Annotated in this window: 18 protein-coding genes and 2 pseudogenes; 11 read left to right on the forward strand and 9 right to left on the reverse strand. The window is 55.4% G+C overall.

Features of this window, described 5'->3' with window-relative positions; genetic code table 11:
• The first annotated feature begins 377 nt into the window (after window positions 1–377).
• The 3 genes from G6M89_RS17160 (at window position 378) to G6M89_RS17165 (ending at window position 1,786) form a co-directional block, all read left to right on the forward strand.
• Entirely contained in the window at window positions 378–557 is a 180-nt protein-coding gene (locus G6M89_RS17160; protein WP_165162741.1) for a DUF5786 family protein, read from the forward strand.
• A 56-nt stretch (window positions 558–613) separates the two neighbouring features.
• Complete coding sequence (locus G6M89_RS22615) at window positions 614–748, forward strand: hypothetical protein (protein WP_255488388.1); 135 nt, start codon at window positions 614–616, stop codon at window positions 746–748.
• Window positions 749–814: 66 nt separating this feature from the next.
• On the forward strand, window positions 815–1,786 hold the full coding sequence (locus G6M89_RS17165; protein ID WP_165163101.1) for a deoxyhypusine synthase: 972 nt from the start codon (window positions 815–817) through the stop codon (window positions 1,784–1,786).
• 179 nt (window positions 1,787–1,965) lie between these two features.
• On the opposite strand, the gene hutI is transcribed toward G6M89_RS17165, so the two are convergent.
• Genes hutI through hutU form a run of 3 tightly spaced genes read right to left on the reverse strand, consistent with a single transcriptional unit; the run spans window position 1,966 to window position 5,956 of the window.
• Entirely contained in the window at window positions 1,966–3,255 is a 1,290-nt protein-coding gene (hutI, locus tag G6M89_RS17170) for an imidazolonepropionase (protein ID WP_165163102.1), read from the reverse strand.
• On the reverse strand, window positions 3,252–4,235 hold the full coding sequence (gene hutG / locus G6M89_RS17175) for a formimidoylglutamase (protein ID WP_165163103.1): 984 nt from the start codon (window positions 4,233–4,235) through the stop codon (window positions 3,252–3,254). Before hutG ends, hutI begins: the two co-directional genes overlap by 4 nt.
• A complete protein-coding gene (gene hutU, locus G6M89_RS17180; RefSeq protein ID WP_165163104.1) occupies window positions 4,235–5,956 on the reverse strand; it encodes a urocanate hydratase in 1,722 nt (573 codons plus the stop codon). Before hutU ends, hutG begins: the two co-directional genes overlap by 1 nt.
• Window positions 5,957–6,040: 84 nt before the next feature.
• On the opposite strand from hutU, the gene G6M89_RS17185 reads away from it, so the two are divergent.
• Window positions 6,041–6,691, forward strand: a complete 651-nt coding sequence (locus tag G6M89_RS17185) for a helix-turn-helix domain-containing protein (protein ID WP_165163105.1) — start codon at window positions 6,041–6,043, stop codon at window positions 6,689–6,691.
• A 22-nt stretch (window positions 6,692–6,713) separates the two neighbouring features.
• Here G6M89_RS17185 and G6M89_RS17190 read toward each other — a convergent pair whose 3' ends face one another.
• From G6M89_RS17190 to G6M89_RS17200, 3 genes and pseudogenes are all read right to left on the reverse strand, one after another.
• A complete protein-coding gene (locus G6M89_RS17190; protein ID WP_343162657.1) occupies window positions 6,714–8,177 on the reverse strand; it encodes a YjiH family protein in 1,464 nt (487 codons plus the stop codon).
• 642 nt (window positions 8,178–8,819) lie between these two features.
• Window positions 8,820–10,160 carry a sulfatase-like hydrolase/transferase gene (locus G6M89_RS17195; protein ID WP_206335602.1) on the reverse strand — a complete coding sequence of 447 codons (1,341 nt, stop codon included), beginning with the start codon at window positions 10,158–10,160 and terminating at the stop codon, window positions 8,820–8,822.
• Window positions 10,161–10,267: 107 nt separating this feature from the next.
• Window positions 10,268–11,625, reverse strand: a pseudogene (locus tag G6M89_RS17200) (RNA-guided endonuclease TnpB family protein).
• 44 nt (window positions 11,626–11,669) lie between these two features.
• Between G6M89_RS17200 and tnpA the strand changes: the two are divergent.
• A pseudogene (tnpA, locus tag G6M89_RS17210) lies at window positions 11,670–12,186 on the forward strand (IS200/IS605 family transposase).
• A 298-nt stretch (window positions 12,187–12,484) separates the two neighbouring features.
• Here the strand turns inward: tnpA and G6M89_RS17215 are convergent.
• Window positions 12,485–13,276: an IclR family transcriptional regulator gene (locus G6M89_RS17215; RefSeq protein WP_165163106.1), complete on the reverse strand. Its 792-nt coding sequence runs from the start codon at window positions 13,274–13,276 to the stop codon at window positions 12,485–12,487.
• A gap of 321 nt (window positions 13,277–13,597) precedes the next feature.
• Between G6M89_RS17215 and G6M89_RS17220 the strand changes: the two genes are divergently transcribed.
• The gene (locus tag G6M89_RS17220) at window positions 13,598–14,743 is read left to right on the forward strand and encodes an ABC transporter ATP-binding protein (RefSeq protein ID WP_165163107.1); all 1,146 of its coding nucleotides are present in this window, start codon (window positions 13,598–13,600) and stop codon (window positions 14,741–14,743) included.
• A gap of 40 nt (window positions 14,744–14,783) precedes the next feature.
• On the opposite strand, the gene melA is transcribed toward G6M89_RS17220, so the two are convergent.
• Window positions 14,784–16,091, reverse strand: coding sequence for an alpha-galactosidase (gene melA / locus G6M89_RS17225; protein WP_165163108.1), 1,308 nt, complete (start codon window positions 16,089–16,091; stop codon window positions 14,784–14,786).
• 173 nt (window positions 16,092–16,264) lie between these two features.
• Here melA and G6M89_RS17230 point away from each other — a divergent pair, with 173 nt between their 5' ends.
• The 4 genes from G6M89_RS17230 (at window position 16,265) to dgoD (ending at window position 20,716) form a co-directional block, all read left to right on the forward strand.
• On the forward strand, window positions 16,265–17,557 hold the full coding sequence (locus tag G6M89_RS17230; RefSeq protein WP_165163109.1) for a substrate-binding domain-containing protein: 1,293 nt from the start codon (window positions 16,265–16,267) through the stop codon (window positions 17,555–17,557).
• A 28-nt stretch (window positions 17,558–17,585) separates the two neighbouring features.
• Window positions 17,586–18,497, forward strand: coding sequence for a carbohydrate ABC transporter permease (locus tag G6M89_RS17235; protein WP_165163110.1), 912 nt, complete (start codon window positions 17,586–17,588; stop codon window positions 18,495–18,497).
• Window positions 18,497–19,417 carry a carbohydrate ABC transporter permease gene (locus tag G6M89_RS17240; protein WP_206335603.1) on the forward strand — a complete coding sequence of 307 codons (921 nt, stop codon included), beginning with the start codon at window positions 18,497–18,499 and terminating at the stop codon, window positions 19,415–19,417. The genes G6M89_RS17235 and G6M89_RS17240 overlap by 1 nt, the downstream gene beginning before the upstream one ends.
• A 144-nt stretch (window positions 19,418–19,561) precedes the next feature.
• The gene (gene dgoD, locus G6M89_RS17245; protein WP_165163111.1) at window positions 19,562–20,716 is read left to right on the forward strand and encodes a galactonate dehydratase; all 1,155 of its coding nucleotides are present in this window, start codon (window positions 19,562–19,564) and stop codon (window positions 20,714–20,716) included.
• Window positions 20,717–21,211: 495 nt separating this feature from the next.
• Here the strand turns inward: dgoD and G6M89_RS17250 are convergent, their stop codons facing one another.
• Entirely contained in the window at window positions 21,212–23,632 is a 2,421-nt protein-coding gene (locus tag G6M89_RS17250; RefSeq protein ID WP_165163112.1) for a PAS domain S-box protein, read from the reverse strand.
• Window positions 23,633–24,068: 436 nt separating this feature from the next.
• On the opposite strand from G6M89_RS17250, the gene G6M89_RS17255 reads away from it, so the two are divergent.
• Window positions 24,069–25,403 (forward strand): 5'-deoxyadenosine deaminase, encoded by a 1,335-nt coding sequence (locus G6M89_RS17255; RefSeq protein ID WP_165163113.1) that lies wholly within the window; start codon window positions 24,069–24,071, stop codon window positions 25,401–25,403.
• Window positions 25,404–25,663: the final 260 nt, after the last annotated feature.

The following is a 25,663-nucleotide window of genomic DNA, read 5'->3' on the forward strand; positions in this document are numbered from 1 at the left end:
CTAACCTGAAGACTACCTTCACGCCAGGGACTGACCGAGAACCGCGAACCGTGTCGGGCAGTGTATCCTTGACTCAGAATCTATTTGTTCGGCAATATCAGACTTTTATTACAACAGAGTGGCTAATGCCGTTATTCCACCATCAAGAAGGCATCAGTGTAGGGGAGACAGACCAGTTGAGAGATATCAGGTCAATAGATTCGGATATTGATTACATACATACGATTGTAATGTACACTGGTAGTAAGATCGATTGGAGGACAATTGTGTCCGATCATAGTGGACCATTAAGAGTATCCGTGATCGATCGCTGAGCTGGCGGCTCGTTCCAGTGACCGATATGCTAATTATGACCGGACCCGCATCTGTTTTTACAGATGGCCATGGGAGAGTATGACCAGCATGAGTACGAGCGACGCGAACAAACAATCGGAGACATCGACTCGAGTGCCGACGAACGCGCCACCGAATTTCGCGGTTCGATCACCTTCGAGATGAGTGAGTCCGCCTCTGACCTCCTCGAGAATTTCCGGAAACTCACGGAAGACGACGCGTGACGAGACAACGCACGCAGACCAAACGATTTATCGCTCCTGACTGGATAGAGCAGCACATGGCGCTCGATACCGTCCTTAGTGGTGACCAGCTTACAGGCCGTCAGGCTGCGATTATATTCTTCGCTTGGCTTGCACTGGTAATTGCAGCGGGGGTTGTCCTCTTGCTGTTCACCCGGACAACGATCGGCTAAACAAGCGACAAGAGAGTATCGTCTCGAGACGAGGCATTCAAATCAGTCCTCGCAATAGAGGCGGGTATGGAAAACGACGATTCACGCGACCACGTTGTGCCGGGAAGTGAAGACGAGGTACAGACAGCAGATGTCCGCGGCTATGATTTCCGCGGCGAATTCAGCTTCCAGGACCTGATGTCGTCCTACGAGACGACTGGTTTTCAGGCTACCCAACTCGCCGAAGCCGTCGATATCGCCGAGCAGATGCAAGACGAAGAGGCAACGATCTATCTGACGGTCACCTCGAATATCATCTCTTCGGGACTTCGTGAAGTCGTCGCCTATCTGGTTCGTGAGGGATACGTTGACGTCCTTATCACGACCTCCGGGTCACTAACAGAGGACGTAATCAAGACGGCAAAACCATTCAAAATGGGCGAATGGGACGCTGACGAAGCGGCCCTTCGTGATCGTGGAATCAACCGACTTGGGAATATCTTTGTCCCATCCGATCGATATGTGTGGCTCGAGGAGTACCTCTATGACTTCTTCGAGGACTTCTTTGCGGAGGAGAAGGTTCGGACGCCGACAGCATTCGCTCGAGAATTGGGGGCAACACTCGAGGATGAGGATTCGGTCCTGAAACAGGCCGCGGATAACGATGTGCCGATCTACTGTCCGGCGTTGACGGATGCAGAGGTTGGAAACTTCCTCTATTACTACCGGCAGGGCTACGATTCGGAAGTCGGAATCGAAATTCTAGACGACTATGACTCGCTCATTGAAGACGGGTTGCTCGCAGATACCACGGGGCTGATCGCTGTTGGCGGGGGGGTGCCGAAACACCATGCGATTATGACGAATCTGTTCCGTGGCGGCGCAGACTACGTGATCTACATCTCGACGGGCATGGAAGGAGATGGCTCGCTTTCGGGAGCACCGCCAAACGAGGCTGTCTCCTGGGGCAAGATCAAAGACGGCCAGACGAATTATACACAGATCGAAGCCGAAGCAACGCTCGTGTTCCCACTGCTCGTCGCGAGCGCGTTTGCCTAAGTAGTACGACAGGGGCGACTGCTAGGAGGTGGCCAAAACTGTCCCAGGAATTGTTCACATATGTGGCAATACTATGAGCTGAAGAAGGGCATATACATCAGATTCGAGAGAGGAAAAGCAGTTCTCACCCATCGACAGAGACGAACGAGCACGCTATCGGTTCTCCCGATGGATTCAGCTCAGACCTCAACGACAAGGTCGCCGTCTTTGAGGACTGAGCCGACGACGTTCTCGTCATACCTGTACGGCAGATGTCGGTACGATGGTGCCTCGAGGACGACGAGGTCACCTGGCGCACCGGCCTCGAGCGTGCCCACGCCATCAGTTCGGTTGAGGGCGGCAGCCGCCCGATCGGTGATCCCGCGAACGGCTTCGCCGGGTGTCATGCCCATGCCGACGCAAGCCAGCGTCGCCGCGAATCCCATTCGCTTGGCATAGCAGTTCGGATTGAAATCACTGCCGATCGCTGGAATGGAATTTCGCTCGCGATACGGCTCGAGGCTGGGGTACTCATCACCAAGGCCGAACGCCGTTCCCGGAAGCAAGACCGGCGTCACGCCCGCCTCGAGAAGATCGTCGATATCGTCAGGGGTCGACTGGAGCAGGTGGTCCGCGCTTGCGGCCTCGAGAGAGGCCGCCAGTTCTGCCCCGCCCAGATTTTCGAACTCGTCGATGTGGAGTTTCGGCGTAAGTCCGTGTTTCACACCAGCCTCGAGAATCGCTCGGGACTGGGACACGGAGAAGACATCTTCCTCACAGAAGACGTCACAGAAGGTCGCGATGCCCTGTTTCTCAACGGCAGGGAGTTGCTCCTCGATCACCGACTCGGTATACTCGTCGGCGTCCATGCCATCCGGAACGGCGTGAGCGCCCATGAACGTCGCCACGATATCGATCGGGTGGCGCTTGTCAGCGCGATCGATCGCAGACAGTAATTTGAGTTCGGTCTCCGTATCGAGTCCGTAGCCGGATTTGATCTCGAGGGTGGTCGTCCCGGCTGCGAGCATCGAGTCAAGGCGCTCGAGCAGGCGCTCGGTAAGATCGTCTTCGCTTGCTTCACGGACGGCACGGACAGTTCGGAGAATGCCGCCGCCGTCGGCGAGGATTTCCTGATAGTTCCGTCCACGGAGTTTCGCTTCGAACTCGTCGGACCGGTCACCCGCAAACACGGCGTGCGTGTGCGGATCAACGAATCCCGGCAGCACACACTGACCGCTCGCATCGATCGCCTCGGCAGCGTTTTGGACCGGGTACTCACGCGTAAGGGCCTCACTCGAACCCGTCTCGAGGACAATACCATCCTCGAGGACGACTGCAGCGTCAGAGTGAACCTCGATAACGGGATCATCGGGTGGGTCGGAAGCAGCGTTCGCGGCGCTGTCAGTTGCATCTGCGTCTGTGCCCGTATCCGTGCTAGTCGCCGGTCCAGTGATCAGTTCAGTCGCGTCGTAGACGATGGTGTAGCTCATGAATTGGCCTCCAGAACGCCGCGAATTGCGTGAGCGACCGTCCGTGCGGCGGCGTCGACGGTTCGGCCGTTCGTGTCGAGTGGCGGCGCACACTCGACGATCTCAACCCCTGCTAGACGCTCGTCAGCAACGAGTGCACCCACTGCGGCGAACAGTTCTCGAGTCGTAAGCCCGCCCGGTGTCGGCGCGCTTACGCCCGGGGCAGCGCTCGCATCCAGTACGTCACAATCGACGCTCAGATAGAGCGTATCGACGGTCGCGAGTGCATTCTGGACCGTCTCGACAACGGCACGTGGCCCGTCGGCGAACGCGTCCGCCGGTACGATCGTCCCGCCCTGTTCGCGGACATACTCGACGTAGCGACTCGAGGTCTCGAAATGACGCGCCCCGACGGCGACGTACGCCTCGAGTCCGGCCTCGTGTAACTGCCGGTAGGGTGTTCCGCTTGTGGGTTCGTGATGAACCTCACGACAGTCCAGATGGGCGTCGAAGTTGATGACGCCGACGTCGCCACCGTCCTCGTTCTCAAGCAGCGGCACGACGTTTCCGTAGGTCAGCGAATTATCCCCGCCGAGGAAAATCGGAACCGCATCCAGTTCGTAAATAGCTGCAGCGGCCGTTCGGACGGACGCTTGGACATCAGCAACGCCCGAGCCTGGCAACTCGAGGTCCCCAAGATCGCCGATGACAGCCATCGATTCGTCGGGAGCGTTCGACTCTCCCTCGAGTGACGGGGCACCCGCCGAAAGATGGGCAGCCTTCGTCGACGCAAGCGAGCGACGGATCTCGAGTGGGCCCTCGCGAGTTCCTTTACGGCCGATCACCGCGCCGTCGTAGGGTTCACCGACGAGGACGATTGGGACGTCCGTTGTCTCCGTTGGCTCGAGCGCGGCGGTGATATCACCGAACTGGCGGTCGTTCGGATCGCTCGAGGTCCCCTCCCAGCCGTCCCAGTCAGGGTGGGTGAACGTCCCGTGCACTAGTCCTCACCCATCGGAATCCGGACGTTCGATTGGCGTGCCTCATCCAGTGCCTCCTCGTAGCCGGCGTCAGCGTGGCGAATAACGCCCATGCCAGGATCGGTCGTGAACACAGCTTTTGCTTTCTCAGCGGCGAGGTCAGAACCGTCGAGGACAACGTGGTTGTTCGTATGCAGCGAGTTGCCGATCCCGACACCGCCGCCGTCGTGGACGCTGACGATATCAGCACCGCCAGCACAGTTGACTAACGCGTTCAGAATCGGCCAATCGGCAACGGCATCAGTGCCGTCTTTCATCGCTTCTGTCTCTCGATTCGGGCTGGCGACGCTTCCCGCATCGAGGTGATCTCGAGTGACAACAATTGGGGCGGAAATCTCGCCGTCGGCAACGAGTTCGTTGATCCGGAGCGCAAAGCGAGCACGCTCGGTGTGTTCCTCGCCGTCGGTCGCGTAGCCAAGCCAGCAGACCCGACTCGGCAGTCCCTGGAACTGAACTTGCTCCTGTGCGAGGTCGATCCAGCGCCGAAGGTGGTCCTTTTCTGGGAACAACTCGAGGATGGCCTCGTCAGTTCGGTGGATATCGTCGGGGTCACCCGAAAGTGCAGCCCAGCGGAACGGCCCCTTGCCGCGACAGAACTGCGGGCGGATGTACGCAGGAACGAACCCGGGGAAGTCAAACGCGTTCTCCATCCCACGATGATCCTGGACCTGCCCGCGGATGTTGTTCCCGTACTCGAAGGCAATAGATCCACGCTCTTGTAACTCGAGAATTGCATCGACGTGGCGTTCCATCGTATCGAGACTTTCCTCGAGATACGCATCCGGGTCATCCTCGCGCAGTGCGTCGGCGTCCTCGACCGTGTAGCCGTCGGGATAGTAGCCCTCGAGTGCATCGTGTGCGCTCGTCTGGTCTGTAATCACATCCGGGACATACCCTTGCTCGAGCATGGTCTCGAGCAGTTCCGCTGCGTTGACGTGGACACCGACACTGTAGGGTTCGCCGGCGTCGCAGGCTTCTTCTGCGCGCTCGATTGCCTCCTCGATGTCGTCGGCTTTTTCCATACAGTAGCCAGTCTCGAGACGCCGGTCGATCCGGTCTTCGTCGACTTCAGCCGCGATACAGACGCCCTCGTTCATCGTTACCGCCAGCGGCTGTGCACCGCCCATGCCGCCGAGGCCAGCCGTAACGACTGTCTTGCCGGTCAGGTCGCCATCGTAGTGCTGGCGAGCGAGTTCGGCAAGCGTCTCGAACGTCCCCTGTATAATCCCCTGTGTGCCGATGTACGCCCACGAACCCGCGGTCATCTGGCCGTACATGATCTTGCCTTCAGCCTCGAGTTCGTGAAAGTGATCCCAGTTGTCCCAGTTGCCAACGAGATTTGAGTTCGCGATCAACACTCGAGGCGCGCGCTCGTGCGTTGGAAATCGCCCGACTGGCTTGCCCGACTGGACCAGTAACGTTTCATCGTCTGCGAGCGAGCGCAACTCGGCCAAGATGGCATCGTAGGCGTCCCACGACCGCGCCGCTCGGCCTGTGCCACCATAGACGACCAGATCCTCTGGCTTTTCTGCAACGTCTGGATCGAGGTTGTTGTTGAGCATCCGCAGCGCCGCCTCCTGTCGCCACCCTTCACACTCGAGGTCCTGTCCAGTCGGCGCGCCCTGGTACTCGTACCACTGCTCGCTCGGAGCGCCATCGCCGAGAGTCGGTTCAGTTCCCATGTGAGTAATAAGCACGCGACGAACCAATACCCACGGTGTTCCAATCGGAATATGATTTATATACAGTCGCCGCATATCGCCGCTATGTACGAGGCGACGTTTTCGATCAGCGACTCGAGCGCCTACACCGGTCCGACCGGTAACGCGGACTGCCGAATCGAACTCTGGTGTAACGACCACTCGGACCTGCTGTACGTCTCCGGGAGCGAGATTGATCCACTGTTGTCACAGATTCGCACCGATATCGGCATCGAAGCAGAACTCCGGCGTGAGGAAGAAGCCGTCGTTATCACGAGTTCGTGTCTCAAACAACACGAAGTTACCCACATCGAGCGCTATCTTCGAGCAAACAACTGCCTGTTGTTGCCGCCGCTTCGATACGAAAACGGCGAAAAACAGTGTCGTATCCTCGCGCTTGAGTCCGCGAATCTCACCACCCTCTATGCCGACCTCGTCGCGGATGAGTTCGAAATCGACGTCCGAGCTAAACGCGAAATCAGTACGCCGGTACAGTCAACTCCGCTCTTGACCCTCGACGATGTCATCCCAGACCTAACCGAACGCCAGCGCGAGGTACTCACACTCGCCGTCGATGCCGGGTACTACGACCTTCCTCGAGAGACAACGACAGCAGCGCTCGCCGACGAAGTCGGGATCAGTCGACGGGCAACAGAAGACCATCTGCGTCGGGCCGAACGAAAATTGCTCACCTCACTCGTCTCGTATCTGTACTAGCTCAAACGTATGCCCCGGTGCCTTAGAGCAAGCCAAGCGCCGCAACAGCGTGCGTGATCACCGTGATGACCGGGATGAGGATGATCGTTCGCATGACGAACAGCAAGACGAGATCACGGAACCGAATCGGGATATCGCTGAACATATCCATCATCATCGGCGCAGTCGCCGAGAAAAAGATCAGCTGAGAGATCGACAGCAACGCGATGAAAAATCGCGCCATTGCATCGGCTTCAGCGACCAACAGTGCCGGGATAAACATCTCGGTGATGCCGATGATCGACGCCGGTGCGACGACCTCAGCGTCCGGAATGCCAAGGAGTTCGAAGACCGGAATCAGAGGCTGTGCGATAATGTCGAATACAGGCGTGTTCTCAGCGACGATGACCGCCGCAAGACCGATCGAGAGGATCGTCCCTAAAATCAAGATGGCGAGTTTGATTCCGTCAATGAACCCGCGAACCGACGCACCGAGAATCGTTCCACCCTCCTCAGCCTTCTTGACGGCTTCTGAGAGGCCAAACCGGAAGTAATCCCCTGGAGACCCTCGAAACGGCGTCTCGGGATTTGGCTCAGCGATGTACTCCTCCGGGACGTTACTCAACGGCGGAATCCGAACGAGGATAATGCCTGTCACCGCAATGCAGACGAGGTACGACAGGAAGATTACTGGGAACAACTCGAGGAGATCGACCGTTGCAGCGACGACGCCGACGAACCCGATCGAGACGGTTGCGAAACAGGTGCTGATGATGTAGACGTCCTGCTTCGAGTACTCACCACGATCGAAGACGTTTCGCGTCACGTAGAGTCCGACGCTGTAGGAACCCACCCACGAGGCGACGCTGTCAAGGGCTGACCGGCCAGGGATTTTGAACAGTGGGCGCATGATCGGACGTGCCATTGTGCCAACGAACTCGAGGCCGCCGAGTTCGACGAAGAGATTGATGAAGATTGCACCGATGGGGATGATCACCGCGACGCTCAGAATAAGCGTGCCCCAGACGAGACCGCCAGTGGCAGGACCAACGAGCCACTCGGGACCGATTTCGAAGAACAAGACGGGCGCGAGGACAGCACCAGCGACTCGGAAAAACCAGAACGGGGTAGAGGTCTCCCAGTAGGGAAGCGCCAGTTGTTCGGTCCGGTTGTCGCTGATCGAGATGACTCCGCGCTTTCGGAACTCGGCAAGCGTCGTCAAGAGCCCGCCGGCTGCGATGAGGCCGAGTGCGTAGACTCCCGCAAACATCGGGTACGTTCCCGTGATCCAATTGACGGCGATGTCAAAAGGGACTGTTATCTGGCCGTCCCAGGGTACTGGGACGAGAAAAAAGAAAAAGCCAACCGCAAACGCCACCACGAACTTCGAAATCGGCCCACCACGGATTTCAGCGAGATCGATATCTTCGATTGTTTTTGTTTCTGGTGCCGTTTCCACCCGTTTTGTATCCTGGTCCTCCCGAGACCATGCTGTTTCGTCAAACACACCCAAAGATTGGGGTGCCCGCTAACAAGTGTCATATGGTGCCATATGGTAGGTGATTTATATACAAATATCAGAGTCACCAAAACAGTGAGTGTTGAGAACGAATAGACTCCGCAAAAATATAAAACGAGAGTTGTAATGTTCCAGCCATTCCTCAAGGGCGAGCAGAATTGTTTGATTAATAAAATACTCGATGGCTCGAGCGTCTGAGGAGAGGATGGTATCAATTGAGGAGAGAAATATGAGAACTTATATAATATCCCGTCAAAATTCACAGATATGATGATTTTATTTCCTGTAGTATAGATTAGATATTGATACTTGAGTAGAACAGTAAATATTCATACTATGTAGTACTGGCAGACAGCGTAGTGGTGGACAGCACAAGAATGAGTAAAAGTAAATACTATTTGACACACATAATATTTTGTGAGTTGTCATTTGATATCTCACAATCATGTAATCTTCAGCACAACATAGTTTGTATATGAATCAATTGAATTATCATATAGTCAGGACCCGTTCTGAGATGAGATTCTGCTATACAGTTAGTGAGCAGTACTATTGATTGATTTCGTCATAACTGGGCACACGGATTCATGATTAGTTGAGAATTGACAATATCAATTATGCGGCTGGATCTCAGAACACACTATACCCGTTTTCGTACGGCCTAATTCGGGGGGATTCACCTTCCACCGTTTCGATGTACTCGAGAAGACGCGCTTGGAGGTCATCAGCGATGGATCGGAAATCAGGTCGGCCAACTAGGTTGACCTTTTCGTGTGGGTCCCGTGCGAGGTCATAGAGATACCGTTCAACGTACGTGTCAGATGATTTCGTTCCACTTCCACCTCGCCATCCGGTCGAAGAAGTTGCGGCAACACCGTATTTCCACTGATCGGTTCGGAGCGCTCGACCAACCTGAGACTCACTAATTTGGATGAACGCATCACCGCCGGTATCGGGTCTGTCACCGTGGGCAATCGGAAGAAAGCTATCCCCGTGCATCGCATCGGGAATATCAATTCCAGCGGCAGCAAGCAACGTCGGCGGAAGGTCGACAAGACTCGTCGGCGTCTCGATAGCAGTACCCATGTCGAATTCGGGGCCAGCTAAAACAGCAGGGACCCGGACAGCAGACTCGTGGGGTGTTCGCTTGTACTCACCCGGTCGAGTACGGAAATGACAGCCGTGATCCGCAGTATAGGCTACAATCGTTTCGTCTTCGATATCCCGGGCAGAGAGTGCTTCCAAGAGGTCGTCGACACACTCGTCAAGGCGTTTGACGGTCCCATAGTAGTCTGGGAGCTCTTCGTACCAGTCACCAGGTCGATTACGGAGGTCCTCGGGAACATACGGCCGCTTCTTGTAGGGTTCTGCATACCCATCCGGAGCGGCGTACGTCATCATATCGTTCTGATTGTGCGGTTCGAGATACGCAACGACGAGAAAAAACGGCTCCGAGAGAGACGCGATGGCCTTGCATGCAAAGTCAGTGAACGCATCTGCACGATACGAATCAAACTCGACAGGCTCGTTGTCAGGACCGAACAAGTGTCCTTCCATCGGATAGGACGTGAATTCCGGGACGTCAGCAGCAATCCAGAAATCTTCGTACGCACCACGGAGATTTTCGGGAATAGGATCATCGAAGGTCCCTGAGATATGCCAGTTGCCGACATACCCAACGTCGTATCCAGCCTCTTTGAATTGTCGAGGGAGACGCAACTCGTCGGTCGAAATGGGCATCGTATCTCGCCATACGTCGACCTCACTGGCATACTTCCCACTCTGGAACATCGCACGGAACGGGCCACACAGCGGTTGTGGAGTGATCGCCTGTTTCAAAACAGTCCCGCGCGTTGCGAGTCCATCGAGTGTTGGCGTGAGATTCAGTGGGCATCCGTATGCACCAAGCGTATCCCAGCGCTGTTGGTCCGTCAAGACCATGAGCACGTTCGGATGTTCATCGGCGGTCATTACCACTTCCTGTAGTGGGGAGCGTATATTTGTTTCCGATATTTCTGTCTCAAGACACAGTAGTAAACAGCCTCGGGCGCGGTGGCCCGGGGCTTTTGTTGGTTCCCTCAGCTGTGTGCTAGCACTCCCTGCTCGGCAAGCGAGCGGGATGAGGTTGGGCGGCTTACGCGCCCCGACCCGGACAGACGCACCAACCGCACCTGCGGCTGGGTTTTGTGAGTCCGGTAATCTGTAGTATTACTGTCAATTTTCGCCTTCTCGCGCCACGCGATGTTCACCGACGCATTCCGGTCGGCGTGGTCTTGCGCCACGTCACACTCGTCGTTCGGACATCTGAACCGCCGACCCTGCCGATACCCACGCTCACCACAGCACGAACACGTCTGCGAGTTGTAGTAAGCGTCCACCGTATCCGTCAGAATCTCCCGCCACGTCGCCTTGTACGAGACGAACTTCTCAAATTTGTGGAACGGCAGTTTGTGCAACCGGCGGTTCATATACGACCCGTACTGCATCTCCTCGCGGATACCACTCATATCCTCGAACACGATAACCAGGTTCGGGAACTGCTCTGCGAACTTTACGACAGCACGGGAAAGACGGTGCAACACCCACTCGGTGAATCGCTCTTCTTTGTCACTGAGTTTCTGGTGGATGCTCGTCTTGCCGTATTCCTGACAACGTTTCGTAATGGTGTGGTAGCGTTGGCGTTCCTGCTTCACCCGTCCGTAGTCGAGGACGAGTGTGCCCTTCGTTCGCATCGTGTCGCGGTCGAGGGCGGTGAGAGCGACGTTGCGCTCGTTGATGTCCACACCGACTACCGTATCGGCGGTATCGGGTTCGGGCACGTCGAACTCGCGTGTGACCGTGACGTGTAGGTAGTACACGCCATCGCGGTATCTCGAAGTGCCGTGGCACTTCGATGACTCGTCGAAAATCTTTGATTTTCGAGACAGGAGGTCGGCCTGTCCTATATCCACCTCATCCGACGTGAGGGCGTCTCGAAGTTCGTTCATTGCGTCCGGCTCACCGCGAAGATGGCCCTTCACCTTCTTGTAGGGTTTCGGGCTGATGCGGAACTGGACGCGGTTCGTGTTGTTGTTCACGGTGAGGCGGTAGCCTTCCGTGTGCGCCATCACAAGCGGGTAGGCACCAGATTTGTCCGTACTCGGCGGAGTCGGCTTCCCTCGGTCAGGGTCGTCTTGATTCTCCCACCAGTCTTTGAGTGATTGGTAGGAGTCCCATGTTTGGAGGGCTTTGCCGACGACCGCGCACTTGTTGTTCTGTAGGAAGTCGTCGGGTCAACCTCCTTTTGTATCTCGGTGCGATTGTACCCTTGTTGTTTGAGGCGGATGGTTTGGTTGAAGCTCTCGCGTGAGGCGAGGCGGGCGTCGTGAAGCCACGATCGTTCACCAGACGCTATGTGGAGGCGCGTCTGGATCGTCTTCGTGGCTTCTTCACCCATGCATTGACAATCGTTCCAGATTATCATAAATGTAGAGATTAGAGATGGAAGAGTACCGCAGTCACGCACATTCGGTTAGTTCCTGCAAGTATCATTTCGTGTGGTGTCTAAAGTCAAGCAAAGCGAAGTCGTTCGAGACGGCGCGCCGTCTCGTGATGACGAAACGTGTTCGCACGTTTCGAACCACTTTGCGTACCTCGCGGGATCTCTGATCCCGCTCAGTATAGACACCCTGTTCTCGGTGTGGTCGAGGAGGACGTGAGAGAGTTGTTTGCGGAGACTGCCGACCACTTCGGCCACGAGATCTTGGCGTTGGAGATTGCAGACGACCACATTCATCTGTTCGTGCAAACAGACCCGAAACATAGCCCTGCTGAGGTAGCACGGCAGTTCAAGTCGTACTCTGGAAAGCACTTGCTGGAACGGTATCCCGAGATTCGAGAGTCGTATTTCTGGGGCGGTGGATTCTGGAAGGTTGGATACTACGTGGGAACAACGGAAGCAGTATCGGAGGAAGTGGTTGAACGGTATATCGAGGAGACGGAACATATGCCGGAGTGACGCGCTTTACCCCCGCCCACGGTGTTGACGCAAATCTTCGATTTGCGAAAGCCGAAAACCTACGGTTTTCGGAAGGGCAGGGAACTCGCGCTGCTATTCATTTAGATCTGCCACCAGACAAAACACGCATCGAAAATAATAACTTATCTATCAATAGTCGATGTTCACATATCAAAAACAGACTGACGAGTGATCTTCGAGTATAACGCATAATAGCCAAATTTGACCCAGAATACGCCGCATATTCGCCTATTGTTCATGAAGTGTGAACACATAGATTACAATAGTATGTTCGTAATTAGTCCTCGAGACGTGAAAGACGATTACGGATGGAATTTATCGTACTACCAACGAGGCTCTCGAAATCGGTACTTGCGTCCTTGCGTTTCATCCGGGTTGCTGGTCCCGAGACTGTTACTGCAGCGATTGCACGCTCATCAGCATCCATCACTGGGTGAGCAATACAGTGACGATTCGAACGGTGCTCGCCCCGATCGTAAGCAGTTCGGCGGTCACGGACAAGTTGGAGTTCGTCCTCGAGTTCGTCTCGATCCGTAATGGTGTGCTCAGTGAGGGCTGGAAGTCCACGGCGGTCAAGAATCATGTTGCGTTCGTCTGGAGGCATGTACGAAAGGATAGCCTTCCCACCCGCAGTTGCGTGCATGGGAAGCCTATCACCGACTCGCACATCATCCGTACGCTGTCTGGAACCACTTTCTTGTGCGATGTATATGCCGTGTCCATGTTCAGGGATCATCAGACTCGCCGTTTCGCCCGTTGCTGCTGCCAGATCTTCCAGTGGGTGTAACGCAGCATCATAGATGGGAAGGCGGGCTCGAGCGCTTGTTCCCAGTCCAAGGAAGCTGACACTCAATCGATACTCGTGACCATCCTTGACGACGTAATCTAACTGTCGAAGCGTGTTGAGGTGTTTGTGAACCGTTCCTTTCGACAGTTCGAGTTCGGTAGCCAGTTCAGTGACACCCGCAGTGTGGCGGTCTTTGAGTGCCTCAATCACCCGTACACTCGTTACAGACGTCGTCGCAGTCGGTTGCTCGTCAGACCCTGGAGGGACATTTACCGTGGTCATAGAAATATATCCACACCCCATCGACAAAAAATTGTTCATACTTGATGAACACAGTAGAGCAAGTGTGGGCTCACTCGAGCCAGACGTGGACTCAAAGCCACTAGGGGCTGTCCATCATCGTACGAACTGCACACCTTCGGTGCAACACACATTATTCACACACCGTGAACACACGAGCGATGACGAATTCTGGATCTGAAAACAAACAATAGAGTGGGTAGACAGAAAAGCAAAAGATGGCCCGATCAAATCGAGCGAGAAACACCGCCAATCGATACTGTGACCAAAGTCTTAATATCCGAGGGTACGATTGCCGTTCACATGGGTCAGATTGCGATTCGGAACCTGAGAAAGGTCTTCAACACCGGCGAGAACGATATCGTCGCAGTTGACGATCTCGATTTCACGATCGAAGATGGTGAGTTTCTCGTCCTCGTCGGTCCGTCCGGGTGTGGCAAATCAACGACGCTCCGTTGTATCGCCGGTCTGGAAACCGTGAGTTCGGGTGAAATCGTCGTGGATGGAGAAGACGTTACGCACAGTAACCCCTCGGCTCGAGATATGGCGATGGTATTCCAGAGTTACGCGCTGTATCCACACATGACGGCTCGAGAGAACATGGCGTTCGGGCTGAAAATGACGACCGATATGGCGAAAGACGACATCAATGACCGGGTTGAAGACGTCGCGGAAGTGACCGGTATTGAGGACCTCCTCGAGAAGAAGCCTGGTGAACTCTCGGGTGGCCAGCAACAGCGTGTGGCACTTGGTCGGGCGATTGTTCGGGATCCCTCCGTGTTCTTGATGGACGAGCCACTCTCGAATCTCGATGCAAAGCTCCGGTCGCAGATGCGAATGGAGTTGCAGAATCTCCAGCAAGAACTCGACGTGACGACGATTTACGTCACCCACGACCAGACCGAAGCGATGACCATGGGTGATCGAATCGCGGTTCTCAACGACGGAGAGTTACAACAGGTTGGCACGCCGCTCGAGTGCTACCACGAGCCCGCAAACCGGTTCGTCGCCGGCTTCATCGGCTCGCCAAGCATGAATTTCCTTGATGTCACGTTGGCTGATGCGACCTTCGAGCACGACGTATTTGCCTATACGCTTACCGAGACGACGACCAGCGAACTCGAGACGACAACCGGGACATACACGCTTGGAATCCGGCCCGAAGACATCAGGCTGGCAGCACCAGACGATCCGAACGCAATCGAAGCGACTGTTAACGTCGTCGAACCGCTTGGTGACGTTTCGCATATCAACATCGACATCGGATCACAAACCTACACTGCCAGTATCGACGGCACACCACGGTTACAGCCTGGCGAAACGCTCCATGTGACGTTCCCCGAGGACGATATTCACGTCTTCGACGCCGAAAGCGGAGAGGCACTTAAGAATGCCTCACTGGACGAAGAGACAGTCATCCCGGGGTCGAACACGAACGCGACAGCATAGACTCTCGAGTGGTCGAACAGCGTAAAAAGAAACTGGGTGATTAGGTTAACGTCGGGAGGTACGCTTCGTTCGCGTCGATGAGTTCCTCAGTCATGTCGTGAATCTCGTCGAGCGAAAGCGCTGCTGCGGTTAGCGGATCGAGTTTGAGCGCCTGGTGAACGGCGTCACGGTCGCCCTCGAGACCACCTTTGACCGCGAGCTGTTGGACGTTGACATTGGTTCGGATCAGTGAGATCAGCTGTGGTGGCAGATCGCCGACTGAGCACGGTCGGACGCCAGTGCCGTCGATCAGACACGGGACTTCGACGCAGGCTTCGCTGGGGAGATTCGTGATATGCTCGTCGTGGTTCGGGACGTTGAGGTTGAGTCGACGCGGTGTATCCGTCTCGAGAGAATGAATCAAACGGGCAGCATACTCCTCGGAGCGTTCGATCTCAGCGTCTTCGGGATTGAAATCGTCGAGAGCACTGTCGCGTTCTTCGGAGCGTTCCTTCCAGCCGTTAAGGTACGTCGCGGTTGGCATCCGCTCGGCGTAGTCCGTCCCAGTCATCTCGTCGATCACGGCCTCATCCGTGCGGAAGTGCGGGACGTACTCCGAGAAGTGGTGGCTCGATTCCGTGACGAACGCATCGAAGTGGTTCATGATTTCGAAACGGACCGTGTCCCGCTCGTAAATTTCGGGATCCGTCATTGCCTCCTCGAGCATCGGATAGACGTCTGTCCCGTCGTGCTCCAGTTCGAGGAACCACGCCATGTGGTTGATTCCGGCGACCCAATAGTCCAGTTGGTCCTCTGGGAGTCCAACGTAGTCTGCAATCGCTTCGGCGGTGTGTGGAACACTGTGACAGAGACCAATCGTTTCGATGTCCGTCGCTTCGGCCATCGTCCAACAGAGAATCGCCATCGGATTAGTGTAGTTCAACAGCAAGGCATCAGGGCACAGTTCCTCCATGTCTCGAGCGATCTCGAGCATCGTTGGAATCGTCCGCAGCCCACGGAAAACACCGCCAGGCCCCAACGTGTCACCAATTGACTGTTTGACGCCATACTCCTGTGGGATACGGATCTCGTTTTCGAACGGCTCGGTCCCGCCAACGTTGATCATATTCAAGACGTAATCAGCACCCTCGAGCGCCTCGCGGCGGTCAGTCGTCGACTCGATAGTGGCGTCGACATCACCGTTTTCGACCATCGCGTCGGCAACAGCGGTCGTCTGCTCGAGGCGGTGGTCGTCGATATCCATGAGCCTAATCGTGCTGTCAGAGAGGGCATCAAATGAAAGGATATCACCGACGAGGTTCTTTGCGAAGACCATACTTCCGGCACCGATGAAGGTTATCGTTGGCATCTACATGCATCTGTCTCAGACACCAGCATAAAATTGTCGCAGCAGGCCCTCGCTCGTGCGTTAAGGAAATTTAGCGCTTAGACTGTTGGCTGGCCAGAATTGTTTTCATCCCTTTTTGTCCAGATTCTGAGACTGACTTTTATCATAGTTGGTCCAAGACAGTGGAGTATACGATGGAGCTTAGCAAGCGGACCTTCCTGAAAGCGAGTGGTGCAACGACCGTTGCAGCTCTTGCGGGTTGCCTCGGTGACGATGATGATGACGGGCGCACCTTCTGGGCAGGGTGGTGGGATGAAGACCACCTCGAGGACTTCCGACCAGAGTTCGAATCCGAACTGGAAGAAGAAACCGGCCAGGAGTGGGAGCTAACTGAGTACCAGTACGACGATTTACAGAGCAACGTGCTCACCGGTGGCAACACGGGAACACCGGACCTTCTCGAGGGCGTCCTCGAGCATCCGGGCGATTACGTTGCGGCGGATGCGATAGAACCGTTGACTGACCACGTTCAGGATTTCGATCATTTCGATGGCTATCTTGACGCTGCAATCGACGCCTTCGAGTTCCAGGGTGAACTTTGGGGCCTGCCACTCGCTGGCGGCAATGGTCGCGCACTTGTTTACCGGACAGATATTCTCGCGGAGTATGGGTACGAAGACGGGCCACCAGAGGACCTCGATGAATTGGTCGAACTAGCTGGAGAGATCAACGCGAACGAGGACATGAACGGCCTCCACCTGACGACTGAACACGGCGAGGTTCGCGCAACACAGGAGTTCCTCTCACACGTCTACCAGCGTACTGGTAACATCTACGAATACGATGGTGACGAATGGGTGTTGCAAGCAACTGCTGATGATTTCGAAATCGTCCTCGATACGCTGTATTACAATCTGTTCCACGGTGACGAACCGATGGCTGACGATGATTACCGTGGTGCCGGCTGGGAAACCAACGACGAAGGATACTCGATGGGTGACCACGCAATGATCCACTGTGGACCATGGATTCAACAGGATGCCGACTCCTCCGATGAGCAAGCCGAAGTCATCGAAGAAAACACTGGGATTGCAGAACTGCCTGTCATCGATGGCGGCGAGCGAGCAACGTATATGGAAGTCTCGCCAGTCATGATCAACGCCCACACCGACGACCTCGATGCCTCACTCGAGGCACTTGAACTGTTCACGAGCCCAGAGATGATGCAGCGGTTCGAGGACGCTGATCCAGCGACAAACGCACCGACGCATGACTCCCTCGAGGTCGAACACGACCTGGAGGCGTTCGAGACGTTCGAAGATGCGTTCGAGAACGGTGTCGCCCCAGCGCAGATTCAGTGGGGCGAGGTTCGAACCCCGATGTACGATGCAATAGAGGAGGTCATCTACGACGAGACCGACCCCGCAACCGCTGCCGAGGAACTCGAAGCAGCACTCTCTGAAGCCGATGTCCAACTCGAGGCCTGAGCTGTCGAGTCGCTCCATATACTAATCAATGTCTACGCAATCAGACCGTTCCGGAACATACGTCCGCGAGCTACTCTCCCTTTCGAAGGAGAGTTGGCTCGGCTACGCGTTCCTCGCACCGGTAGTCGTCATTATGGGAGTCATCATCGGCTACCCAATCCTCGAGGGTATTTTGATGAGTTTCCAGGAGCGATCGATGCTCCAGCCAGATGATTGGACCTGGGTTGGTCTCGGGAACTACAGCCAGTTAGTGAACGACGAACTATTCCGGACGGCATTGTGGAACTCTGCGGTATTGACCGGGGTTGCCGTTGCCTTCCAGTACCTGCTTGGACTCGGGCTAGCCTTGTTGTTGATGCAGAAGGTTCCGGGTATCCAAATCTTCCGAAGCCTTACGATGGTGACGTGGGTGCTGCCTGTGATCGTCATCGTGATTATCTTCAACTGGCTGGTTCAGCCAGGCTACGGTGCAGTAAACATCATCTTCGAACGGCTCGGACTTCCGACGACCTACTGGTTTGCGGATACCCGGTGGGCAATGCCGCTGGTTATCCTCATGCACGTCTGGAAGAACGTTCCGTTCTTCGCAATTGCACTGTATGCCGCGATGCAGTCAATCCCACGTGATCTCTACGAAGCAGCCCAGATGGACGGGGCAAGCTCAATCCAGCAATTCCGATATATTACGCTGCCGAACATCTCGTACGTCTCGATGATCATGATCGTGTTGCACGTGTTGTTCACGTTCAACAACTTCGACTTCGTCTGGCTGTCGACCGGCGGCGGACCGTTGCAGACGACTGAAGTGCTGCCAACGTACATTTACCGCGAGGCGTTCGAAACCTACGCACTCGGGTACGCAGCGAGCGTTGGTGTCGTGATGATGGTGATCATGGTCACGTTCACGACGATCTACATCAAACTGGAGGACTTCAACTAATGGCGACGAAAACGGACACCTCGCAATCGACTGATGCCGATGGGACGATAGACGGCCTCATCCAGCGGTTCGATCGACATTTGGGCAATGACATGTCGATTCGCAAAGCCGCGACCGTTTACGGCCTGTTGTTCGCCTATTACATCTTCTTGCTCGTCCCGATCGTCTGGCTCATGCTCTCGTCATTCTTGACGACCTCTGGACTCTACAGCGGCGAGTTGATCCCATCGATCGACGAGTACACGATTGCCAACTATGAGCGCGTGCTGGGCGATGGGCTCTTCCAGCAGTACTTCCTCAATTCCGTCATTGTAGCCGCTGCAACGACCCTTCTCACGCTGGTCGTTGCCATCCCAGCAGCGTATTCAGTGAGCCGATTCGAGTACCCTGGCCGAGACTACGTGATCATTGGGCTCATCTCGAGTCAGATGCTTCCACTGGTGCTCGTATTGTTGCCACTGTTTACCATCATGTTCCGGCTGAACCTCGTTGACAGCCTGATGGGACTGGTGATCGGCCACACTGTCGGTGCCCTCCCGTTCGCTGTCTGGCTCCTGAAAGGGTTCTTCGATGGGATCCCGGAGGCACTCGACGACGCAGCAATGATGGATGGCTGTAATCGGATCCAGATCATGTACAAAATCATCGTTCCGCTGTCGATTCCAGGAATTGCCGTAAGCGCGTTCTACGCGTTTATCGCCTCGTGGAACGATTACCTCTTCGTGTCCATCCTCTCGCAGTCCTCGGGCACGCGAACGCTACCGATGGGTCTCCAGTTATTCCAGACGGCTAACCAAGTCGACTGGGGAGCAGTCACTGCAGCAGCAGTAGTGACGATGATCCCCGTCTTGTTGCTGTTCGCGTTCGTCCAGAGTTGGCTCGTTGAAGGACTCTCAAACACTGGAACGAAGGGGTCATAATACAGTCTGGGGCGATCTACAAAGGCTGTCTCTCAATGCGGTTTCGGATTCAAGCATTGGATCGGCTACCCCATCGATACTAGCTGCACAACATCAAAGACCAACTGCAACACTCTCCCAACATAGACGCATTCACAGAGATCCATGACAAGAATCACTGAGTACGAACTGTTCGAGGTACCGCCACGCTGGGTATTCCTCAAAATCACGACGAGCGACGGCACCGTTGGCTGGGGAGAGCCAGTCGTCGAAGGCCGTGCAAAGACCGTCCGTACTGCTGTCGAGGAACTGATGGACAACTATCTCCTCGATGAAGATCCGTCACGGATCGAGCATCACTGGCAACGCCTCTACCGCGGGGGCTTCTATCGCGGTGGACCCATTCTCATGAGCGCCATCTCTGGAATCGACCAGGCGCTGTGGGACATCAAAGCAAAGCAGTTTGATGCACCAATCTACGAATTACTTGGTGGTGCTGCCCGCGACCGTATTCGTGTCTACCAATGGATCGGTGGCGACCGGCCGTCCGAGGTCGGTCACGCTGCAGTTGAAAAAGTTGACAACGGCTTTACCGCATTGAAAATGAACGGCACCTCGGAGATGCGCCGTGTCGATACTCCTGGGGCCGTTCAGGAGGCTCGAGACCGGCTATCCGAAGTTCGTGACGCCGTTGGTGATGATGTCGACATCGGCGTGGACTTCCATGGCCGTGTCAGCAAACCGATGGCCAAGCGACTCGTCGAGGCTCTCGAGCCGTACGAACCGATGTTCATCGAAGAGCCAGTCTTGCCGGAACACAACGACGCGCTCCCAGAAATCGCTCAGCACACGACGGTTCCAATCGCGACCGGTGAACGAATGTACTCTCGGTGGGACTTTAAATCGCTGTTCAAGCAGGGCGTCGTTGACGTGATCCAGCCGGACCTCTCCCACGCTGGCGGCATTACCGAGGTCAAGAAAATTGCGAGCATGGCAGAGGCCTACGACGTTGCCGTTGCGCCACATTGTCCGCTCGGACCAATCGCACTGGCTTCGTGTATTCAGGTTGACGCCTGTACACCAAATGCACTGATTCAGGAACAGAGTCTCAATATCCACTACAATCAAACGAGTGATGTGCTCGATTACCTGGCTGATCCGACCGTCTTCGAGTACCAGGATGGGTACGTCACCCTGCCAACTGGGCCTGGGTTAGGCATCAATATTGACGAGGACGTCGTTCGCGAACGCGCGGCACAAGACGTCAACTGGCACAATCCAGTCTGGAGACACGACGACGGGAGCGTCGCCGAGTGGTAGCGACCGGAGGGAGGGAGTACTAGTACGATCTTCACAAGACTGCTGTGGAAATACAATCTGAGTGTAAATACGGTAAAATAGCATGTATAAATATGTATTTTGTAAGCAGAGGCGCATAACACCCACCAAGAGATCAATAAGCAATCGCCGTGTATCTCAAGTTATAGCTGACGACGCGACCAACAAAAACACCGACATAACTATCAATAAGTTTTCCTTTTTAGAGTGGAAAATTCAAACAGGAGCCTTAAACCGCCCATAGGACACAAATACAACTATTATAGATCCGCAGAGTCCCATATGTGAATTGATTTTATTGTCTCTTGATACAGACTCACTCAACAGCATAGAACAGTTAATAGTTCACAATGAATACAATGTTGATGTCGACGCCATCCCCGTTCGTTCCAGGCAATCGCTCGAAAGCACACCGGAAAGACCCAAAGGTGATCCCCAGAACGGAGAAATAAGTCCCTCATCGGGGCGGCCCAGCGCTCACACAGTGGTGTCTGCACGCGGGAGCGTAAAGTAGAACGTCGTCCCAGAACCGGGTTCTGACTCGAGCCAGATGTCACCGCTGTGGCGTTCGATGATGCGGGTGCAAACGGCAAGTCCAATGCCCGTTCCCGAATGCTGATCGGTTGGATGTAAGCTTTGAAAGAGTTCGAAAACACGCTCGCTGTTGTCTGGCTCAATACCGATTCCCTCGTCAGCAACCGATATGAGTGCATCTGAGCCCTCCGTGGTCGCCGAGACTGTTACTCGTGGCGGATCGTCCCCACTATACTCAATTGCGTTCGACAACAAGTTCTGGAAGACCTGGCGCAACTGGCCTGCGTCACCGTCGACTCGAGGCAGCGATTCAGCCGTGATCTCGGCGTTGCTTTCTTCGATTCGCATGTGAAGGTCCTGGCGAACATCTGCCAGCACAGCGTCCAATTCGACCGGTTCGAACGGATCGCCGTGCGTTTCGATCCGTGAATACTCGAGGAGACCGTTGATCATCTCGCGCATCCGTTCAGCACCGTCGACGGCGTAGTCGATGAATTCTTGGCCATCCTCGTCGAGTTCGTCTGCGTAGCGGTTCTCGACCAACTGGAGATAGCTTGTAACCATCCGCAGCGGCTCTTGGAGGTCGTGTGAGGCCGCGTACGCAAACTGCTCGAGTCGTTGGTTGGAAGCCTCGAGTTTGCGTTCGAACTGCTTGCGCTCGGTGATGTCAGCCAGTGCACCGGGAAACAAAACAGGCTCACCATCGTCGTCGTACGTGACGTGACCGCGGGCAACCACCCATCGGAGGTCGCCGTCGTCGTTCCAGACCCGATACTCCTGGTCGTACTCGTCTCCCGACTCGATGGCGTCCTCGATTCGTTGTTTAACGCGCTCGCGATCGTCTTCGTGGATGGCTGTGATGAACTCCTCAAGTGAAACCCCCTCAGTAGCTGCGTCCGGATCAATCCCGAACTTATTGGCAAACGACGCACTCGTGACCATCCGGTCGTCGGGAATGTGCCACTCCCACGTTCCAACAGCACCGGCTTCGGCCGCCGCCTCCAACCGCTCTTTTGCATCCTCAAGTTCTTGCTCGCGTTCGACCCGTTCGGTGACGTCGTTCGCCGTCCCGAGCCAGCGAGTGACGGTTCCATCGTCATCTAAAAGCGGGGTGGCACGCGAGACGACCCAGGTGACACTACCATCCTCGCGAATAATACGGTGTTCAAGCTCGAAGCTTTGTTGTGTACGAATAGCGTCGTCGATGGTTTCCCGAACACGGGGCCGGTCCGCAGACGGGACGTGCTCGTCAATCCACGATGATCCGTCTTCGTCAGTATTGGGGAAGAAATTGGTCCCCTCAACACTCTGTACCTCGGTCCACGCTGCGTTCGTCGTGAACACAGCATCTGATGTCGTCGTCACTAACGCACGAAACCGCTCTTCGCTCTCACGCAGTTGTTCGTACGCCTCCTGCTTTGCCTCTCGGAGAACCTTCTGTCCACGCAAGACAACATCGGATGCGAGTTGTTCGTCGACGGGCGTGTCGGGGTCCTGCAACAACTCCATGTCACCATCTGCATGAAGCTCCTGAACGATTGGCGTGACATCGTCAACAGAATGGATAATATACTCGAGATCACCGTCTGAGGTGAAAACCGGCGAATTAATCGGGCTCCACCAGCGTTCCTCGAATTCCTCACCACCCGACTCACGGGTGGGAATCGGATAGTGTGTCACCGACATTACATCGATCTCACCGGTCTCAGTAACTGTCTCGAGTGAACGGCGCAAGTTTTCGGCGCCATCAGCCGGGTCGTCAGGGTTGTTCGGAAAGATTTCAAAGAGTGAAGCACCCAAGACATCCGCCCGATCAGTCATCGTCGCCTCGAGATAAGCGTCGCTCACGGCGATTATTTTGTGGTTCCCAGGTTTGACAATGAGATAGTTCCCTGGAACGTTCTCGAACAACCGGCGGAAGGTCGCTTCCGTGGTCTCTGGACCCGTTCCATCACAGTCAGGGCATTCGCGAACAATGCCAACAGCTCCCTGTGGGCCGTTGCTCGTCTCGAGGACGGTGACTCGGACAGTACAGTGAATCTGTTCTTCGGCGGCAGTCCCGATACTAAGGGTAAGGATGTTGCTCTGTTCGTCTGGGTTCGCTCGAAGTCTGTCGACCTCGCGACTGATCGCCAAAGTGTCTCCGCCGAAGAGCACAGACATGTGCTCGCCACGCAGTGTCTCGCGTGTGTATCCAGTCAGCGCAACAAGCGCATCGTTGAACGCGATGAGACGTCCCTCACCATCGAGTCGGTAGACTCCATCGTCGATCGTATTGATAAGAGCCCGATAGTGCTGGAGGGCTTCAGAATTGTCTGCATCACCCCACAATAGAAATTCAGCAGACCTCGCCGAGTCGTTCATATACGTAGTAGCGGCCCCGAATCAGATAAGTTTCGTGCCGACCTCGAGTTGTGGATGACAGAACGGCACGGTAAACTACCCCACCCTACTCCTTCGGCGAATAAGCGCCTCAGTCCTTGAGGGTAGCGCGGGACCGAAGGTCCCGCTGACCATGCAAACGGGCGCTTCGCACCCGTGAGCAGATGGGGCTTTGATGTGGACTCCCGGCAATCAGTCACCAGCAATAGGCTGCTATAGTAACAACTGAAACTGTGTACACACCAATCGCATAGCCGTCATGCGATTGGGTGTGCACTGACTGTCAGTGGCTACTATAGATATCGTGTGTTCCATGTAGATAACTAATAGTTTCACCGAATATACATCTCGTGTGTATTCCAATTTGGTCCCAGGCTGGATAGCAACCATTTTCCTGCAGAACGTACCGTATGCGCCTATGTTACTCTCTGGAACCGTCATCGCCGATGCCTCGACCGTCATCGAAGACGGTAGCATCGTCGTTGATGGCTCGCGTATCGAGGCAGTCGGGCCTCGAGAGACGCTTCGCCAGCGCTATCCCAACCTCGAGGAACGCACAGTCGATATTCTTCTCCCGGGGCTCGTCGGCGGCCATCTCCACTCGGTACAGAGTCTCGGCCGTGGCATCGCCGACGATCACGAACTGCTCGATTGGCTGTTCGAGTACGTGTTGCCGATGGAAGCCTCGCTCACCGCAGACGAGATGGAAATCGCCGCGAAGTTGGGCTACCTCGAGATGATCGAGAGCGGGACAACGACCTGTATCGATCACCTCTCGGTCAATCACGCCGAACGGGCGTTCGAAGCAGCTGGCGAAATCGGCATTCGCGGCGTGTTGGGCAAGGTATTGATGGACCAACGCGCCCCCGAGGGACTGCTCGAGTCGACCGAAGACGCACTCGCTGAAAGCGAACAGCTCATTCAGGAGTACCATGGGGCGTTCGACGATCGCATCCGGTATGCGGTGACACCCCGATTTGCGGTCTCCTGTACTGAAAACTGTCTCCGCGGTGCTCGAGAGTTGGCAGACACCTATGACGGCGTTCGGATCCACACGCATGCAAGCGAAAATCGCAGTGAGATCGAAACCGTCGAAGGTGATACCGGCTTGCGAAACATCCACTGGCTCGACGAGGTCGGCCTTACCGGCGAAGATGTGGTGCTCGCACATTGCGTCTGGACTGACGAAAGCGAACGGGAGGTACTTGCAGAGACGGGTACCCACGTCACGCACTGCCCATCTTCGAACATGAAACTCGCAAGCGGGATTGCGCCGGTCGTTGACTATCTCGAGCGCGGGATCAACGTCGCACTGGGCAACGATGGCCCGCCGTGTAACAACACGCTCGATCCGTTCACCGAGATGCGCCAGGGGAGTCTCCTACAGAAAGTCGACCGACTCAACCCGGTTGCAGCCTCCGCAAGCGAACTACTCGAGATGGCGACACTGAACGGGGCACGCGCGGCTGGCTTCGACAAACTCGGCGCGATCCGTGAGGGATGGCGAGCCGATATCATCGGCATCGATACCGATCATACCCGGGCAACACCGCTGCATGATCCGCTCTCGCATCTCGTCTACGGCGCCCACGGCGACGACGTCGTATTCTCGATGATCGACGGCAACGTCGTTCTCGAGGACGGCGAGATTCAGACGGTCGACGCCAACGCAATTCGGGAGGAAGCGACCGCCATTGCCGATGGTTTTGATCTCGAGGGCCATCGGGACGCTGCCAGAAACGTTCAGCCATGATTGTCGGCGGGAAGGAAACCATGTGCGGAAAACGATGAAGGTGTTGCTGCCCTGTACAATAGGTGCCTATTTCCTAAAAGAAGGCTATTTTACAACAGCAGGCTCTTTCGCCTATCAAATTTGCTGATGAGTGAGTACTACCGAGCGATGAGACACTGATTCGTCCGGGAAACAGGACAAGACACCTCAAAAACCGAACGTATATCGTGACATATATAGTCCACAACCAATAAGAAAATCTAGACGAGACAACCACGCAC

Origin of the sequence: Natronolimnobius sp. AArcel1, from assembly GCF_011043775.1 — an archaeon.
GTDB lineage: Archaea > Halobacteriota > Halobacteria > Halobacteriales > Natrialbaceae > Natronolimnobius.

Coding starts and splice junctions, on each gene's coding strand:
- G6M89_RS17160 (WP_165162741.1), top strand. CDS start 378: ATGGCCATGGGAGAGTATGACCAGCATGAGTACGAGCGACGCGAACAA.
- G6M89_RS22615 (WP_255488388.1), top strand. CDS start 614: ATGGCGCTCGATACCGTCCTTAGTGGTGACCAGCTTACAGGCCGTCAG.
- G6M89_RS17165 (WP_165163101.1), top strand. CDS start 815: ATGGAAAACGACGATTCACGCGACCACGTTGTGCCGGGAAGTGAAGAC.
- hutI (WP_165163102.1), bottom strand. CDS start 3,255: ATGAGCTACACCATCGTCTACGACGCGACTGAACTGATCACTGGACCG.
- hutU (WP_165163104.1), bottom strand. CDS start 5,956: ATGGGAACTGAACCGACTCTCGGCGATGGCGCTCCGAGCGAGCAGTGG.
- G6M89_RS17185 (WP_165163105.1), top strand. CDS start 6,041: ATGTACGAGGCGACGTTTTCGATCAGCGACTCGAGCGCCTACACCGGT.
- G6M89_RS17195 (WP_206335602.1), bottom strand. CDS start 10,160: ATGACCGCCGATGAACATCCGAACGTGCTCATGGTCTTGACGGACCAA.
- G6M89_RS17215 (WP_165163106.1), bottom strand. CDS start 13,276: ATGACCACGGTAAATGTCCCTCCAGGGTCTGACGAGCAACCGACTGCG.
- G6M89_RS17220 (WP_165163107.1), top strand. CDS start 13,598: ATGGGTCAGATTGCGATTCGGAACCTGAGAAAGGTCTTCAACACCGGC.
- melA (WP_165163108.1), bottom strand. CDS start 16,091: ATGCCAACGATAACCTTCATCGGTGCCGGAAGTATGGTCTTCGCAAAG.
- G6M89_RS17230 (WP_165163109.1), top strand. CDS start 16,265: ATGGAGCTTAGCAAGCGGACCTTCCTGAAAGCGAGTGGTGCAACGACC.
- G6M89_RS17235 (WP_165163110.1), top strand. CDS start 17,586: ATGTCTACGCAATCAGACCGTTCCGGAACATACGTCCGCGAGCTACTC.
- G6M89_RS17240 (WP_206335603.1), top strand. CDS start 18,497: ATGGCGACGAAAACGGACACCTCGCAATCGACTGATGCCGATGGGACG.
- dgoD (WP_165163111.1), top strand. CDS start 19,562: ATGACAAGAATCACTGAGTACGAACTGTTCGAGGTACCGCCACGCTGG.
- G6M89_RS17250 (WP_165163112.1), bottom strand. CDS start 23,632: ATGAACGACTCGGCGAGGTCTGCTGAATTTCTATTGTGGGGTGATGCA.
- G6M89_RS17255 (WP_165163113.1), top strand. CDS start 24,069: ATGTTACTCTCTGGAACCGTCATCGCCGATGCCTCGACCGTCATCGAA.